Here is a 14,342-nt window from a genome sequence, read left to right as displayed (position 1 = left end):
GGAGACTCCACCATGACCCTCCGCCTCGACAAGTCCAAGGTGACCGGCGTCGTCATCGTCTGCGACGAATGCCCCCACTGGTCCGCGTTCCGCTTCGACGTCGAAGAGGGATGGGTGTGCGCAGTGGACCACGAGCAACGCGTCCACCCCGGCCAGCACCAAGCCAAGAGGGCCGCGCACGCCTACGCCGCCACCCAAGGCGTTCGTCCGATTTAGAAGACGGCCACGACGCTCTGAGATGTGGGCATCTTCGGGCGGAACATCGAGAAGACGTACGGGTCACGGGCGGCACTGCCGCTCGTGACCCCGTTCGCATCCCAGGACTCCCTGGAGAAAATCCTGGTCGATGACCTCTACCCCGAGCACGAAGAGACCGTCGCGCTCACCCGCGAGACCGCGCTCCGCATCCCCGCCGTCAAGCGCTCCCACGACATCATCTGCTCGATCCTCGCCCGCACCCCGTGGCGACAGTACAACGGTGACGCCGAAGTCGCCGCACAACCGAGATGGCTTGTCAACTCCCGCAGCGGCGTCGGACCGCGCGCCCTCCGCTGGGGCGTCGCCTCCGACCTGTTCATGAACGGCTGGGCCGCCATCGGCTTCCAGCTCGACGGCCAGACCATCACGGACGCGCTCCATCTCCCGTACGGGTGGTGGGAAGTGGCCGAAGACGGCTCCGTCAGGGTCAACGACCAAAAGGCGGGTCTCGTCCCCGCCCGCTACACGCACCGCATCGTCGCCATCCCCCTGGGCTACGGCTCCTCCGGAATGCTCGTGGACGCCCGCACCTCGATGCACGGCGCGCGCGCCATCGAAGCCGCCTACGTGGACCGCGTGGAAAACCCCATCCCCGCTACGGACATCGAGCTGTCCAAGGAGTACTGGAACGCCTGGGGCAAGGAGGAGCGCGAGACCTTCCGCCGCACCTACATCAAGAACCGCCAGGCCAAGAACGGCGCAGTTTCCCTCCGCCCCGAGTACGCCAAGCCGAACTACTCCGGCGGTGTCGAGACCGACCTCTTCGAGTCCGCACGCAATGGCGTCCGACTCGACATCGCGAACCACGCGGGAATCCCCGCCTCACTGCTCGAAGGCTCCCGCCAAGGTGGCGGCACCGACATCAAGTACTCCGGCGTCAAAGACGGAGCCGACCGCAACGAGCTGTGGGATTTCGGCCTGGACAAGTACGCCTCCGCCATTGAAGACCGCCTTTCGCTGGACGACGTGTGCCCCTCCGGCGAGTCCATCCGCGTGGACGCCTCCCGCTATCTCTCCGTTCCCCAGCCGACCACACCCCAGACCAGCGAGGACTGACCCATGATCGAACCCGTCATCATCGACGCCGGAACCCTGGAGTTCTCCGACGCGGACATGACCGCCACCGGCCTGCTCATCCCGTACGGGGTGCAGTGTCGCTCCAACCTCGGCATGTTCACCTTCGCCCAGGGTGACGTGGTGATCCCCACCGACTTCACCGGCATGTCCCTCAACGAGGAGCACAAGCGGGAGAACGTCATCGGCGGCTTCACCAACGCCTGGGAACAGCCGGAAGGCACCTTCGCGACGTTCAAGTACGCCGACACCCCGGCAGGACGCCAGGCCTACGCGGACGGCAAGAGCGGTAAGCGCAAGCACCTCTCCGCCGAAGTCGCCAACGTCCGCATTCGCGCAGGCAAAGCACTTCCCGGTGGTGTCCTCTTCGCCGCCGCCCAGGTGGAGCGTCCCGCCTTCGAGGGCGCAACGCTCCTCGCTGCCGAAGACACTCCCTCGTCCTCGGAGTGGGAAGACCCGAACGCCTCCCGCGACAGCCGCTACGTCACGCAGTTCACCGACGACAGCGGCGTCAAGTGGCAGCGCATCGAAGAGACCACCACCACGACCAAGCTCACCAAGCTCGACGACTCCGACGCCCCGGAGGACACCGACACCGACACCGAGAACGAACCCGACAAGGAGACCACGTTGAACGCCACCGCCACCCCCGAGCCGACTCTGATCACCGTCCCGGCCACCTTCCTCGGCTCCGCGCCGCGGGCCAAGGACGGCAAGATGAAGGCCGAAGACATCGACCTCGGCACCGTCTTCGCCTCCATCGCGGCCATCAAGAACCGCGAACCCGGTGCCGTCGAGGATGCCGTCACGCTCCTCGCCGCGCTGGCCGACATCACCTACAACGCGCCCGGTGGCCTCACGACCGCCGACTCCGGCGTGCTCCAGCCCGCGTGGGTCGGCAAGCTCTGGCAGGGTCGCCGCTACCAGCGCAAGTACATCGACCTCGGAACGCACGTCTTCGGCGGCATCCAGCTCGGTGGGCGCAAGGGCTACACGATGACCGCGGACGGCGAGCTCGTGCAGACCTGGCAGGGCAACAAGGCCGACATGCCCACAGGTGGCGCGAGCACCGACACCCGCAAGTCGTCCCTGCGCAAGTACGGCTGGGCCGCCGACATCGCCCGCGAGTGGTTCGACCTCGAAGGCGGAGCCGACGTGCTCGAGGAGCTGTTCAAGCTCGTGGCCGACAGCTACGCCCGCGTCACCGACCAGGACGCCCTCCGCGACCTGTTCGCCATCGCCTCCCGCGGCGCGGGTGCCGCCCTGTCGCGCCGCATCGCGCCCGACTCCCTGCCCGCCGGCACTCCGGCCAACCTCGCCTACTACCCGGCCGCGGTGCAGCTCATCCAGGCCATCGAGGTGGTCACCGACGCCGACGACACCCCCACGTTCGCCGTCGTCAACCCCACGTCCTGGAAGCAGCTCATCTACACGCCCAAGGACCTGCTCCCCGAGTACGTGGAGCTGTCGGTCGGCGTCGGCACCGGAGAGGCCAGCATCACCGCGGGCAGCGGCAAGGTCATCGTCAAGAAGGCCCCCCAGGCGTTCTTCCCCGGCACCAAGGCCACCGACCCGCAGACCATCGCGGGAGCCAAGGGTGGCATCGAGTTCCGCGAGCACGGCACCACGCCCATCTCCTTCGACGCCATCGACATCGCCCGCGGCGGAGTGGACCGCGCCAACGTCGGCTACCTCGAAACCATGAACGTCCGCGAGGAGTCCTTCGCGTTCGTCGGCACCCCCGCCTGAGACCCGGGAGTGTAGGCCATGTACACCTGGTACGTCGTGGACGCGGAGGACCCTGCCACCGTGCAGCGGCTTCGGGCAGCGTGGAAAGACGCGCCCATCGAGAACCTCGAAGTTCTCGACATGATCCTCGACACCGCCAAGGCCCAGGTCATCGCCTACGCTCCCGAGCTTCCCAGCGACGACGAGTACCCCTCGCGCTATGTCCTCGCCCAGCTCATGCAGGCCCGCACCCTCTGGGCCGCGGGTCAGGTCACGAGCGCGGGCACGGTCGGTGAAGGCGAGTACGTCTTCACTCCCCGCCCCATGGACAAGACCGTGCGCACCATCATCCGCCCCGAGGACGGCAAGCCCGATGTCGGCTAGGCAGCGCGCGGCTGACCTCATCACGCCGATGCTCCCCGAAACCTGGCGTGGTCGCGTGACCGCCCAGACCGTCGAGAGCATCGGCACCCTGAGCGCCCCATCCGTCTTCATCAGCTTCACGAGCATCACCCACGAGGGGATGCCCGCGGGAGCCATGATCGACAGCTTCGATGTGGTGCTCCTGTCCGATCACACCGACTACGCCAAGGCGGAAGACGCCTTGGACGAAGCCATCCGCCCATTCGTCCGCGCTCTCGACGCCTCGCCCCTCGTGGCGTGGGCCGGAGCCGACAAGAAAAAGTACGGCGACTACCTCGGGTGGCTCGTCGTCATTCAGATTCCCGTCAACGCACACCAGGAGTAAGTCATGGCCGATATCGCCACCGTCGCATTCTTCCCCGCGGGCAAGGTTGCATTCGAGGCGGACGACTACACGTCCGCCGTCGATTCCTGCACCCTCACCCCCACGACCCCTGTCACCCCCGTCACCCTCGTGAGCGGCGAGACCGTCCACGTCGCGGGCGTGCCGGTCTGGGCGCTCGCGCTCAGCAACCTCCAGGACCTGACGACCGCCAAGTCCCTCTCGCTCCAGCTCATCGCGTGGGCGGGTCAGGTCAAGACCGTCAAGTACACCCCCAACAACGGAGGCAAGAGCTTCACCGTCAAGGTCGTCATCGTCCCCGGCATGATCGGCGGAGCCGGTGGCGCGCTGGCCAAGAGCACCGTCACGCTCCAGTGCAACGGTCAGCCGGTCATCGACGCTGCCGCCGCCTAACGTGCGCATCTCGCTCCTCATCGACGGGTCCCCGCTGGCCGTGCTCGCCACGGTCATGCGGGGCCTCCCGTCCGACGTGAAGCGCGAGATCAGCACCCGCACGAAAGGGCCGGCCACGGAGATGTGGCGTGACGAGTTGAACCAGAACGTCGAGACCAAGCTCCAGGGAGCTGTGGCCAGCTCCGGCACCGTCAGCGTCACCGCCCGCAACGTCACCCTCAAAGCCGGAGCCGCTGGCGCCCTGTCCTCTGGGACCCCCGTGGGCGACATCATCACCGCCACGGAGTTCGGAATGCGTTCCGCCGCTCCCATCGAGACCACCAGCCGCAAGGGCACCCGCTACACCCGCCGCGCGGGAACCGCGTTCGGCCCCCGTCGCCGCGCGGGAAACACCGTCTACCCCGCCGCCAAGGCCGTCATTGCCCGCATCGCATCCCTGTGGGTGCAGACCGCCTACCGCACCACCGCCGAGAAGATCGAGAGGGCCTGACCATGGCACGCAAAGCCATCGAAATCCCCATCGGCGCGGACACCGGAGCCTTCGAGAAGGGCATGTCTTCCGGCGTCATCGAGCCGCTGAAGGACGCTGAGAAGGCCCTCGAAGACCTCGCGGACGCCAAGGGACCCCGCCAGCTCGAAGCGGAGCTGAAGGACGCTCAGCGCCAGACGGAGAAGCTGAAAGACGAGACCCGCGAGACCGCCGACGCCATCGAGCGGAGCTGGAAGGGTGCCTACCGCAAGGTCAAGGAAGAGTCCGCCGACAGCACCCGGAAGGTCAAGGAAGGCTTCACCGAAGCCAAGGACGAAGCGAACTCATCGGGCCGCGAGGCCGCGGCATCCTTCGGCGGTGGCTTCGAGGACGTGGCCGACTTTGTCCAGGAGACCCTGGCCAACGCCCTCTCCGGCTTCGGGCCGGTCGGAGCCGCAGCGGGCATCGCCCTCGCCGCCGTCCTCGGCACCGCCCTCGCCAACGCCGAAGCCGCCCAGGACAAGCTCAACGACGCCCGCGAGGCCGCCGCCGAGCTGGCCGCCCAGCTCTACGAAAACGGGGGAGAGCTGCCCCTCCAAGACAAGGTGGACCAGCTCTTCGAGACTCTGAGCAAAGAGTCGAAGGCCAACGGCGCGCTCCAGTCGATGATCGACCAGTGGGCCGACTTCGGAACGGTCCTGGACGACCTGAAGGGCAGCGCCTCCGCCGTCAACCGACCTGTCTCGCAGCTCATCGACGCACTCGGCGGCGGTGACCTCGACCAGGCCCGGGAGATGCTTGCCCGCGTCAACGAAGAGTTGGACGCCATGTCCGACTGGACGCCCGTGTGGGATGAGCAGTACCAGTCGCTCAACGGCTACAAGAACGAGCTGGAACAGGTCATCAAGGCCACTGAGATGGCCGACGAGCTGAACCGAACGGTCTCGGAGACAGGCGTCGCCGCGGCTCAGGCCCAGGCGGATGCTGCGGAGGATCAGGCGGAGCGCGTCAACGCCGCGACGGAGAGCGTCCGTCAGTCCGCCGCGGGCGCATATGACTCGATGCGCGACAAGGCCTACGAGAAGGCCACCGCCGACGATGCCGCGTTCGACTTGGACCGGTGGCTGACCTACGTCGAAGAGACCCGCGCCCAGGCCGACGCCTACCGCGCCAACCTTCAAGCCATGCAGCTTACCCCCGACGAATGGTCCAACCTCCTGTCCCTCCCGGAAGACGCCCGTGCCACCATCGCTGCGTCTTACGCCTCCGCGGGCGACGAGGGCAAGGCCCGCATCCGCGCCGCCCTCGGTGACGGCGGCGGCGGCGAAGCCGGATCGGAAGCGACCGTCGCATTCGATGACAGCTTCAACCCCGCCGCCAAGGTCACGCCGAAGGTGGACGGCGCACCCGCCGAAGCCGCCATGAAGGAGCTGACCCGCCAGCGCGAGGTGGTCGTCAAGGTCAAGGTAGACCGCTCCGAGCTGGACGCGCTGCCCACTCGCCGAACCATCACCATCGATGCCGACACGTCGTCCGCACGGCGCACCGTGGACCAGCTCAACGGTCGAACCGTCACCGTCAATGTCGAAGGACGAAAGGTCGGTGCCGCATGGCAGTGAACATCACCAACGGCCCCCTCTCGGTCCTGCCGTCAATCGGCCTGTCGGACTACACCGCGGATCAGGAGGACGGCCCCCTCACGCACCGAGTCCTGAGCCGCCAAGACCCGGAGATCACCCTCCGTCCCCTCGGGGCGCGCGAGGGTAGCTTCACCCTCGACTTCACGAGCGAGGCCGAAGCCGCCACCGCACGCCGCACGCTCTCGACGCCAACGGTGTGGACGCTCCTGCACCCTGAGCGGACCTCCATCGAAATGGAGTTCATCGTCGCCGGTCTCAGCTACCCGCTCGACGGGTCTGGCCGGTGGTGCCTCACCGTGCAATTCGAGGAGGTGTCGTGACCACCTCCCAGCACATCTACACCGCCGCGCTCGACGATGGACAGCCCCTCCTGGTCACGGGCGGCTCGCTCAGCTTGGACGACTCTCGTTCGCCCCACGTCGAAGGCGAGCTGCATCTCGCGTTCCCCGGCCAGTGGGCGGACTCTCTGTGGGACGACCCCTTCGCCCCCGGCCTCGGAGAAGACACCTACGGTGACGGCACCTTCGGCGGCAAGAACGTCATCCGCCAATGGCAGACCGATGAGGCAGCCCTGGCCAACATCGACCCCCGCACGAACGTCCGCGTCATCTTCACCGCCAACGTCACCACCGACACCTATACGCACGTTCGCCGTTTCAACCTCGCGCTCCGCGAGCGTGACGCCGACCACGCTGATGGCACCGTGACGCTCCGCCTCGCCAGCGACGAAGCCCTCCTGGACGACTGGAAGGCCTTCACCGAAGACCGCCGGCCCCTGGACCTGCGCCACAGCGTCCGCGCAATCTGCAACTACGTCCTCAACCTCGTCATCCCGGGAGCCGCTCTCACCAACATCACGGACGCCGACTGGAGCTTCACCGACACGGACTACGACCTCGAAGCCCTCGTCATCCAACCCGGCCAATCCGCCATGGACTTCCTCCGCCCCCTCGTACAAGCCGGTGGCCTCCGGCTCGTATGCGACGAGCTGCGCGGGTGGACCCTCCGCGACGGCTCATACGTCACGGGCGGCTCGCTGCCCATCGAGCAAGGCCGCAACGCACTCACCGGCTCGGAGAAGATCAACCGGGCCGACGACGACTGGTTCGACGCCGCGGTCACCGTCTACACCTGGAAAGACCGCGACGGCGTAGAGCAGACCCGCACCGACGCCTTCGCCATGAAGACCCCCTACCGCCGCGCCCGCACCTTCGAAAAGGACACCCCATACCCGGGACGCGGCTTCAGCTCCTACGCCGTCCGCCGCGCGCAGCGACGCGGACGTGAGGGCACGGCGTCCACCGTCGCGGACTGGCGCGCCCACGCCGAAATGCCCGTCGTCCTCACCCTGGACGGCATGCCCACCCAAACCGGCAAGACCGGACGCGTCGAGTTCGACCTAGACCGCGACGAAATGACCGTCACCACCCGCACCATCGACACCCGCGCCACGGCCTGGCTGTTCCTGCCCGCGGGTCAAGCATGGTCGGACTCCCCAGTCGGGGCGTCCTGGACCGAAGAGGAGGCCTGACATGGCAATCGGAGACGCCGCACAAGCCGCCGGAATGGACGTGGTCCTCTCCAGCGACGACCGCCGCGCGGGATACCAGGAGATCAACCGCACCCGTGACTACATCGCCGCGGAGCGCCGCAAAGCCGTGCGCAACGTCAGCGAAGAGTCCCACGTCATCGGCATCTACTGGGATCCCGCCCGCGCCCACCTCGTAGCGCGCGTGGACATCACCGACATTGGACACCTCGCCCTCACCGAAGACGTTCGACTGACCAACGCGAACCTGCAAGCCCAGCTCACCGAAGTCTTCTCCCGGCTCTACGCCCTCGAACAGCGCGCGGGCATCGCCGCCACCAACACCACGACCGCGGAAGGCGGAACCGGACATGCCTAAGCTCGACCTCCCCAAAGTCGGTGACCGATCGGACACCGGCTGGGCCGCCAAGTTCCTCACCGCCTTCGGCGTCCTCAATGGTGACCTCGACGGACGACTCGCCCCCGACAAAGTCGCCATGCGACGGCAGGACTACGTCACCCCGCGCGACTTCAATGCTGTCAACGACGGCCAGGCCGATGACACCGCGCCCCTGCAAGCCATGGCGGAGTGGGCCGCGGCGAACAACAAGGCCGTCAAGATCGAAGGTCGCATCCGCGGCTCCCTCGACCTGACCAACGTCCCCGTCAACATCATCGGGGACGGTGCCGAATGGGTCCACGCCCCCGGCACCATCCCCATCCGCGCAAAACACACCCTCCTGGGCGGTCCCCGCGGGCAGGTCGTCAACGGCATCGGCTCCCTCATCCTCGAAGGGGGCGGCTTCTCTGAGTCGGGTGAAGACGCCAAGTGGCAGGCCTACAACACCCTGACCGTGGCGGACAGCGTGCTCCGCAACCTCACCCCCAATCAGGGCGATTGGCTGAAGACCACTTCCGACGACGCCTACGCGGGCGACTACCTCGGCACCGGCAAGAGCACTTGGGTATCCGAGCCGTCTCAGGTCGCGGGTATTGCCATGCGCGCCGCTCTCACCGGAGGCTCCGTGGCCGCCGATGACGTGGTGACCGGCGCGACCTCGGGCGCGACGGCCTACGTCGCGTCCAACCGCAAGGAGTACGGCGAGACGGTGGCCACCAACCGGCTCCTCATGCTCAACAACGTCAAGGGCGTCTTCCTCGACGGCGAACCGCTCATGCAGGGCGGCGTGCAGCGAGGGACCGTGACCTCCAAGGTCGTGGCTGTCGCGCTCATGATGTACCCCGAGGGCCTGAAGACCAACGTTCGCGTCCACAAGTACCGCGACATTCCGTTCCGTGTGCTTGGCGTGACGTTCGTTGCCTCCGATGACGTGGACTCCGACCAGCCGGGGGCCTCGCGCGCCCCCGCGATGGAACTGACCACCATCGCCGGAGCCGACATCGACGTGCACGTTGCGTCGTCGTGGCGGCAGGGCGTGCGGGCGTACTCCTGTGTGGCCGGTCGAGCCCGCATCAAGATCGACAAGCTTCCCGGCTACGCCGAAGACATTCGCGCGGCGTGGGGGTACGGTTTCGAGGCCTACGCCGCCACCTGCTACTGGTCGATCTCGCTCGACTTCCACAACGGCCGGCACGGCTTCTCCACCAACATCAACGCCACTTCCATCGCGCCGTCGCAACAGTCGGACGAAGCGGTGGAGTATCGGTACGCCGTCGCGGGCGTCGCCGCGAAGATCGACGTAACCGGCACGTTCTACAACTGCACCGACGCGGCCATGGACACCCACGGCGGGTCCATGTACATCCGATTCCACGACTTCTACGTCTCGGGATCGATGTCGGGCGGGCGCTCCCAGGCGCGGCCCACCGGCATCCAGAACCGCAGCTTCGCCACCGTCATCGAAAACGGTGTCATCGAAGACGTGGTGGTCGGCATCCGCGACATCTCCACCTACTTCGCATCGCCGTTCCCGGCGCTCCGTGCCATCACGCACATGCGCGACATCGTTATGCGGCGCATCCTGCAATTCGGTGTGGAGGCCGTCGAGGACGGCAGCACCGACGAGAGCAAGGGCTACGCCCGCCACGTCATGACCAACCTGGACATCACGTTCCGGCGCGTCCCCAACCTCACCGGAGCACTCGCGCCGAACAAGCAAGCCGGACTGCGCTTCCGAACCGGACGCATCGAAGCCAACAACGTCACCGTCCGCGGTACCAACGACGCCTACGCAAGCTTCGAGGGCGGGCCGACCGGCATGAAAGAGGTCATCATCCGCGGCGGTCTGAACGACATCGCGGACTCTCCCAACCAGGCCTACAACATCCGCATCAAGGGCGGAGACATCCCCGTCCTCGTTGTGGAGAACCTGAAATGCCGCGTCGGGGCGTGGTCGGTGCCGAGCATCCTGCGCATCGCCAACCCCATGCCCGCCACCACCTTCCGCACGGACGGATGCGGCGCTCTCGACACGTCCGATTCCATGGCTGCGCAGTCGGGCGACGGGGCTGTCAGTTCCGTTGTGCGCCTCCGTGGTGGGAGCGTCACCCTCCGCGGCTCCGCCAACTGGGACGTCCCCACCCTCGCCAACGGTGCCGCCACCTCGCTCACCATCGACCTGGCCGGAGCGTCTCTCGGGGACTACGCCACCGCCGCGCCCACGAGCGCGCTCAGCGGCGTCACCCCGAGCGCCTACGTGTCCGCCAGCGGCAAGGTCACCGTCGTCCTCACCAACAACACCGGCAGCGCCAAGAGCCTCGGCACCATCGGCATGCGCGTCCGGGTCGAGAAGTAGGAGACAGCCATGGTCCTCGCATACGCCGACGCCGTAGACATCGGCCACGGTCGCGGCAGACTCGCCCCCGACCCCGCCGCCTCGCTCCGCCGCGTGGACTCCGCCTTCGGGCGCGCCGCCGACATCAACGAGGCCTGGCGCTCACCCGAGCAAGCCAACGCCAACTACGCCCGCTACCTCGCCTACCTCCGCGGCGGGCCGTGGGCACCCATTGCCCTCCCTGCAGACCAGTCCATCCACTGCGTCGGCTACGCCGTGGACACCGACGACACCCTTGCCTGGCAAATCGCCATCTGGAACGACCACGGATGGTACTGGACCGTCTACCGCGATGGCGAGCTGAAGGAGCGCTGGCACCTCGAGTACTTCTGGTGGCGCGACAACCACCGGTACGACCACAACCTCCCCACCGGGGAGGCCATCACCGAAGCAAAGGAATGGCTGGACATGGCATCACCCGAAGAGATCCGACAGGCGTTCGTGGACGCCCTCCGCATCACCGACAAGGAGAACCCTGACAAGAGCATCACCGTCAGCGTCCCCGCGATGGACGGCACCGACAACCAGGTCTACTGGGCCGTCAACCTCGACGCCAACACCAAGGCCCGCCTCTGGAACGGTGACCAGCTCATCTTCCGCCGCAACCTCGGACTCCGCGAAGCCCTCAACCAGGCCCCGCAGGTCCTCGACGGCATGACCGAAATCACGGTCATCCCGTGAGCCTCACCACCCGCCGCGCACGCCGCGCAGAAAAGGACGCCATGACCGACCAGCAGAACCACCCCGCCGACCGCCCCGCCGTATCCAGCACCGTCGTGCTCGTCGTCGTCGGTGCCCTCCTGCTCGTCGGGCTGGGCGGGGCCATCCTCATCCACATCATCCGCCCGGACGCCTCCGCGACCTACACCGCCCAGGCACTCCAGTTCCTCGGCTTCATGGTCACCGTGCTCACCATCGTCTACGGAGTGAACAAGGTGTCCGCCCAGGTCGGCACCGTGCAGAAGCAGACCAACGGCACCCTCTCCAAGCTCCAGGAGGACAACCAGCGCCTCCACGCCGAGAAGGCGGAACTCCTGCGTCAGCTCCCTCCGAAGGACTGAGCGACGGGAGGGTGTCAGGCGATTACCGGACACCCTCCCGGGACTCGTATGTCGCGTCGCACTCGAAAGTGCTGACGCCGTTCGCCAAGCACCAGTCGTCGCGCTCCTCCTTGGCCGCTGTGGCGTTCGCGCCTATTGCGAGCTGCACGACGATCCACAGGACGATGGCGAAGATGATGGCGGTGAGCGTCGTCGCCATGATGCGAAGCTTCTGGGCGTGTGTCACGCCGCGAGCTTAGACCGCTCTCGCCTAATGATGGTCGCTGCGGCTACGCGGCGGCGGATATCGGCGTCCAGGTGCAGGTAGCGCTGCGTCGTGGCTAGCGAAGCGTGGCCCAACATGTCCTGCACCGCACGCAGGTCTCCAGTCTCCCGATAGGCCTGTGTAGCGCATGCGTGACGGAGGCTGTGCGGGTTCCAGCCGGTGATGCGCGTGATGATCTTGTTGACGCTCATCTTGTGCATGTGCTCGCCGCGGAGGCCCGGGAAGTAGTAGCCGCTGTGGTCGCGCTCCAGGGTGCGCAGAGCAGCGAGAAGCGGCTCGTTCAGCCCGACGACGCGCTCCTTGTTGCCCTTGCCGAGAACGCGGAGCATGTCCCCATCGCGGTGGTCACTGTGCGAGCGGGCAATTTCCTCCAGGCGGAGGCCGGCATACCGGGGGAGCATCACCATGGCCCGATGTAGGTCACTAGCGCGTGACAGAGCAAGCTCGATGTCACCGTCTGCCGCCACCCGCGGAACACGGACGGGCACGCGAATGGACTTCATCTCGACGGTCGGGTCGTCGCGGCGGTGGCCGCGGCGAAGCGCCCATCCGAAGTAGACCCGCCAAGACGCCAGCATCGATTTTCGGGTCTCGGCGGCGAGGCCGCGGCGGTCGGCCAAGATGTCGTGCAGCTCGTCTTCCGTCGCGGTGGTCAGCTCCACGCGGCACGCGAGGTCCACGACGTGTCGCATGCGCAGGGCAATCGTCCCGTCCATGCGGTCCGTCCCTAAGAGCCACCGCTCGAACGCCGTGACCAGCTCCTGATTCCCCGGAATCATCGTTCCCCCCGATACGACCCGCAACCCTGCGGGGACGTTTACCGTAGAACGCATGTTCGATACTCCGGTTACTTCTCGGCTAATACTCAGCGCCAGAACGGCCTAGGCCGCGCGGCGTTTGAGGACCACGATGGGCTGCAAACCGATAGGTTCTTGGTTCGAGTCCAAGCCGGGGAGCCACAGAAGGCCCGACGTCCGCGTCGGGCCTTCGTCGTCTCATCCCACGGTGACCGGCAGGTCTTGGTCCGATCGCGGCGGGCGCGCCACGATCTCGCGCGCCTGCGCCGCGTCGAGGTGCGTCGGGTAGAGCGTGCGCGAGAACTTCCCGCGCGGATCCTCCTTCGCCCGGGGCAGCTCGATCGCCGCAGCCTCCACCAGCGCGACGGCGGCCCGTCGCTGCGCAGGGGTCATCGCCAGCTCGCCGCGTCGGCGCAGCAGCAGGGGGACGCGCAGCTTCCCCGGTCCCTCCAGGATGAGGAACAGCGACCTCGAGCCGCCCGTCATCATCGCGGTCGCGCTGACCCGCGCCGCCGTGAGGGCGCCGGCCGACGCCGTGTGCGCACCGACCCGCACGCGGGCGGCGTGCGCATCCACCCATACGTCGGGGATCAAACGCACCGCCCACACCGCGCCGGCCCCCACGACGGCGACCCCGGCGAGCCCCAGCGTCGCCGCCAGGAGCGTCGGTCCCTCCCGCAGAGACAGCAGGAAAAACGGCACGAACTGCCACGCGCCCCACAGCACGGCGAACAGTCCCGGGAGCGCGAAGACGAGCAGCGAGCCGCGGTCGCGCCGCGACACGAGGATCCACCCCGAGGGGACGGGCTCGTCGTCGGAGACGGCATCCTGTTCCCCTTTCGCGCGTCCGGTGGCACGGGCCACCACGATGCTCACCGCACCGAGGATCAGCAGGCCCACCGCGAGGGCGCCGAAGCGCACGGCGCTGCGCTCGTCGTCGTCGAGCCCGAGGACGAGCGCCAGGAGGCCGAGACCCCCGATGACGCCGATCCACCCCTCCACCTGCAGCCCCCGCCGAGTTCGACGTTGCGCCGCCGCGCGATCGAAGGTGCGCGCCGCGGGGGCGGGCTCGGGCGCCCACGACGAGCGAGTCGCCCAGAGCAGCGCGAGGCCGATGCCCGCGAGGCTGAGGGCGAGGCCCACGGCCGCCAGCAGACTCACGACGCCACCGGCGGGGAGGAAGACGACGGATGTCACCAGCACGGGTATTGCGGCCAGCGCGACGACGATCGCGGCTCTCTTCGGCGTCATGTTCCCCCCGCCGTTCAGTCAAGCGCGCGTCACGCAGTGGCGCGAGGGGTTGCGATCGCCCCGTCCCGGGTGCGAGCACGCGAGGACCCGGCGTCGCGAAAGGCTTGCGGGCCCCGCGGTCGATGACGCCCCGGTCAGGCCGGGTCGTCCAGCCCCTCCGTGCGGCGGGCCTCCTCCTCAACCGGATCGGCCTCCATGTCGGGGACGATCGAGGTGTCGTCGCGGTCGGTCTTCTGCGCGGCGGGGTCGGGCACGGGGAGGCGGTCGGAATCACTCATACGAGCAGCGGACCAGGCTCACCGGTTCTGGTCACGACC

At 67.7% G+C, this 14,342-nt stretch carries 18 protein-coding genes; 14 read left to right on the top strand and 4 right to left on the bottom strand.

The genetic code is table 11. The features are described from left to right. The first annotated feature begins 12 nt into the window (after window positions 1-12). The 14 genes from B0B15_RS10160 to B0B15_RS10095 are packed head-to-tail and all read left to right on the top strand — an operon-like array spanning window position 13 to window position 11,712. Window positions 13-216, top strand: coding sequence for a hypothetical protein (locus B0B15_RS10160; protein ID WP_076675720.1), 204 nt, complete (start codon window positions 13-15; stop codon window positions 214-216). A gap of 24 nt (window positions 217-240) precedes the next feature. Continuing rightward, window positions 241-1,314, top strand: a complete 1,074-nt coding sequence (locus B0B15_RS10155) for a hypothetical protein (RefSeq protein WP_076675718.1) — start codon at window positions 241-243, stop codon at window positions 1,312-1,314. Window positions 1,315-1,317: 3 nt separating this feature from the next. Continuing rightward, entirely contained in the window at window positions 1,318-3,081 is a 1,764-nt protein-coding gene (locus tag B0B15_RS10150) for a hypothetical protein (protein ID WP_076675716.1), read from the top strand. Between the two features lie 18 nt (window positions 3,082-3,099). Then, a complete protein-coding gene (locus B0B15_RS10145) occupies window positions 3,100-3,444 on the top strand; it encodes a hypothetical protein (RefSeq protein WP_076675714.1) in 345 nt (114 codons plus the stop codon). Window positions 3,445-3,499: 55 nt separating this feature from the next. After that, a complete protein-coding gene (locus tag B0B15_RS10140; protein WP_143016356.1) occupies window positions 3,500-3,808 on the top strand; it encodes a hypothetical protein in 309 nt (102 codons plus the stop codon). 3 nt (window positions 3,809-3,811) lie between these two features. Next, window positions 3,812-4,219, top strand: coding sequence for a hypothetical protein (locus B0B15_RS10135; RefSeq protein ID WP_076675710.1), 408 nt, complete (start codon window positions 3,812-3,814; stop codon window positions 4,217-4,219). 1 nt (window position 4,220) lies between these two features. Continuing rightward, the gene (locus tag B0B15_RS10130) at window positions 4,221-4,709 is read left to right on the top strand and encodes a hypothetical protein (protein WP_076675708.1); all 489 of its coding nucleotides are present in this window, start codon (window positions 4,221-4,223) and stop codon (window positions 4,707-4,709) included. Beyond that, window positions 4,658-6,307 (top strand): hypothetical protein, encoded by a 1,650-nt coding sequence (locus B0B15_RS10125; protein WP_143016355.1) that lies wholly within the window; start codon window positions 4,658-4,660, stop codon window positions 6,305-6,307. Before B0B15_RS10130 ends, B0B15_RS10125 begins: the two co-directional genes overlap by 52 nt. Continuing rightward, window positions 6,298-6,648 carry a hypothetical protein gene (locus tag B0B15_RS10120; protein ID WP_143016354.1) on the top strand — a complete coding sequence of 117 codons (351 nt, stop codon included), beginning with the start codon at window positions 6,298-6,300 and terminating at the stop codon, window positions 6,646-6,648. The genes B0B15_RS10125 and B0B15_RS10120 overlap by 10 nt, the downstream gene beginning before the upstream one ends. Next, window positions 6,645-7,859 carry a hypothetical protein gene (locus B0B15_RS10115; protein WP_076675702.1) on the top strand — a complete coding sequence of 405 codons (1,215 nt, stop codon included), beginning with the start codon at window positions 6,645-6,647 and terminating at the stop codon, window positions 7,857-7,859. The genes B0B15_RS10120 and B0B15_RS10115 overlap by 4 nt, the downstream gene beginning before the upstream one ends. Window position 7,860: 1 nt before the next feature. Further along, entirely contained in the window at window positions 7,861-8,235 is a 375-nt protein-coding gene (locus B0B15_RS10110; protein ID WP_076675700.1) for a hypothetical protein, read from the top strand. Next, window positions 8,228-10,612 carry a hypothetical protein gene (locus B0B15_RS10105; RefSeq protein WP_076675698.1) on the top strand — a complete coding sequence of 795 codons (2,385 nt, stop codon included), beginning with the start codon at window positions 8,228-8,230 and terminating at the stop codon, window positions 10,610-10,612. Before B0B15_RS10110 ends, B0B15_RS10105 begins: the two co-directional genes overlap by 8 nt. A 9-nt stretch (window positions 10,613-10,621) precedes the next feature. Next, window positions 10,622-11,332, top strand: coding sequence for a hypothetical protein (locus B0B15_RS10100; protein ID WP_076675696.1), 711 nt, complete (start codon window positions 10,622-10,624; stop codon window positions 11,330-11,332). Next, entirely contained in the window at window positions 11,329-11,712 is a 384-nt protein-coding gene (locus B0B15_RS10095) for a hypothetical protein (protein WP_143016353.1), read from the top strand. The genes B0B15_RS10100 and B0B15_RS10095 overlap by 4 nt, the downstream gene beginning before the upstream one ends. Before the next feature lie 22 nt (window positions 11,713-11,734). Here B0B15_RS10095 and B0B15_RS10090 read toward each other — a convergent pair whose 3' ends face one another. From B0B15_RS10090 to B0B15_RS16505, 4 genes are all read right to left on the bottom strand, one after another. Further along, the gene (locus B0B15_RS10090; RefSeq protein WP_076675692.1) at window positions 11,735-11,938 is read right to left on the bottom strand and encodes a hypothetical protein; all 204 of its coding nucleotides are present in this window, start codon (window positions 11,936-11,938) and stop codon (window positions 11,735-11,737) included. Further along, window positions 11,935-12,639 (bottom strand): tyrosine-type recombinase/integrase, encoded by a 705-nt coding sequence (locus B0B15_RS10085; protein WP_176776617.1) that lies wholly within the window; start codon window positions 12,637-12,639, stop codon window positions 11,935-11,937. The genes B0B15_RS10090 and B0B15_RS10085 overlap by 4 nt, the downstream gene beginning before the upstream one ends. Before the next feature lie 333 nt (window positions 12,640-12,972). Next, complete coding sequence (locus B0B15_RS10080; protein ID WP_076675690.1) at window positions 12,973-14,025, bottom strand: hypothetical protein; 1,053 nt, start codon at window positions 14,023-14,025, stop codon at window positions 12,973-12,975. A 134-nt stretch (window positions 14,026-14,159) separates the two neighbouring features. Then, window positions 14,160-14,303 (bottom strand): hypothetical protein, encoded by a 144-nt coding sequence (locus B0B15_RS16505; protein ID WP_176776616.1) that lies wholly within the window; start codon window positions 14,301-14,303, stop codon window positions 14,160-14,162. Window positions 14,304-14,342 lie beyond the last annotated feature (39 nt).

It is taken from the genome of Microbacterium sp. RU1D, assembly GCF_900156435.1.
GTDB lineage: Bacteria > Actinomycetota > Actinomycetes > Actinomycetales > Microbacteriaceae > Microbacterium.
The sequence above is the reverse complement of the archived record's forward strand: the minus strand, read 5'-3'. Positions and strand labels throughout refer to the sequence as shown.

Coding starts and splice junctions, on each gene's coding strand:
- B0B15_RS10105 (WP_076675698.1), top strand. CDS start 8,228: ATGCCTAAGCTCGACCTCCCCAAAGTCGGTGACCGATCGGACACCGGC.
- B0B15_RS10135 (WP_076675710.1), top strand. CDS start 3,812: ATGGCCGATATCGCCACCGTCGCATTCTTCCCCGCGGGCAAGGTTGCA.
- B0B15_RS10080 (WP_076675690.1), bottom strand. CDS start 14,025: ATGACGCCGAAGAGAGCCGCGATCGTCGTCGCGCTGGCCGCAATACCC.
- B0B15_RS10110 (WP_076675700.1), top strand. CDS start 7,861: ATGGCAATCGGAGACGCCGCACAAGCCGCCGGAATGGACGTGGTCCTC.
- B0B15_RS10145 (WP_076675714.1), top strand. CDS start 3,100: ATGTACACCTGGTACGTCGTGGACGCGGAGGACCCTGCCACCGTGCAG.
- B0B15_RS16505 (WP_176776616.1), bottom strand. CDS start 14,303: ATGAGTGATTCCGACCGCCTCCCCGTGCCCGACCCCGCCGCGCAGAAG.
- B0B15_RS10120 (WP_143016354.1), top strand. CDS start 6,298: ATGGCAGTGAACATCACCAACGGCCCCCTCTCGGTCCTGCCGTCAATC.
- B0B15_RS10100 (WP_076675696.1), top strand. CDS start 10,622: ATGGTCCTCGCATACGCCGACGCCGTAGACATCGGCCACGGTCGCGGC.
- B0B15_RS10150 (WP_076675716.1), top strand. CDS start 1,318: ATGATCGAACCCGTCATCATCGACGCCGGAACCCTGGAGTTCTCCGAC.
- B0B15_RS10160 (WP_076675720.1), top strand. CDS start 13: ATGACCCTCCGCCTCGACAAGTCCAAGGTGACCGGCGTCGTCATCGTC.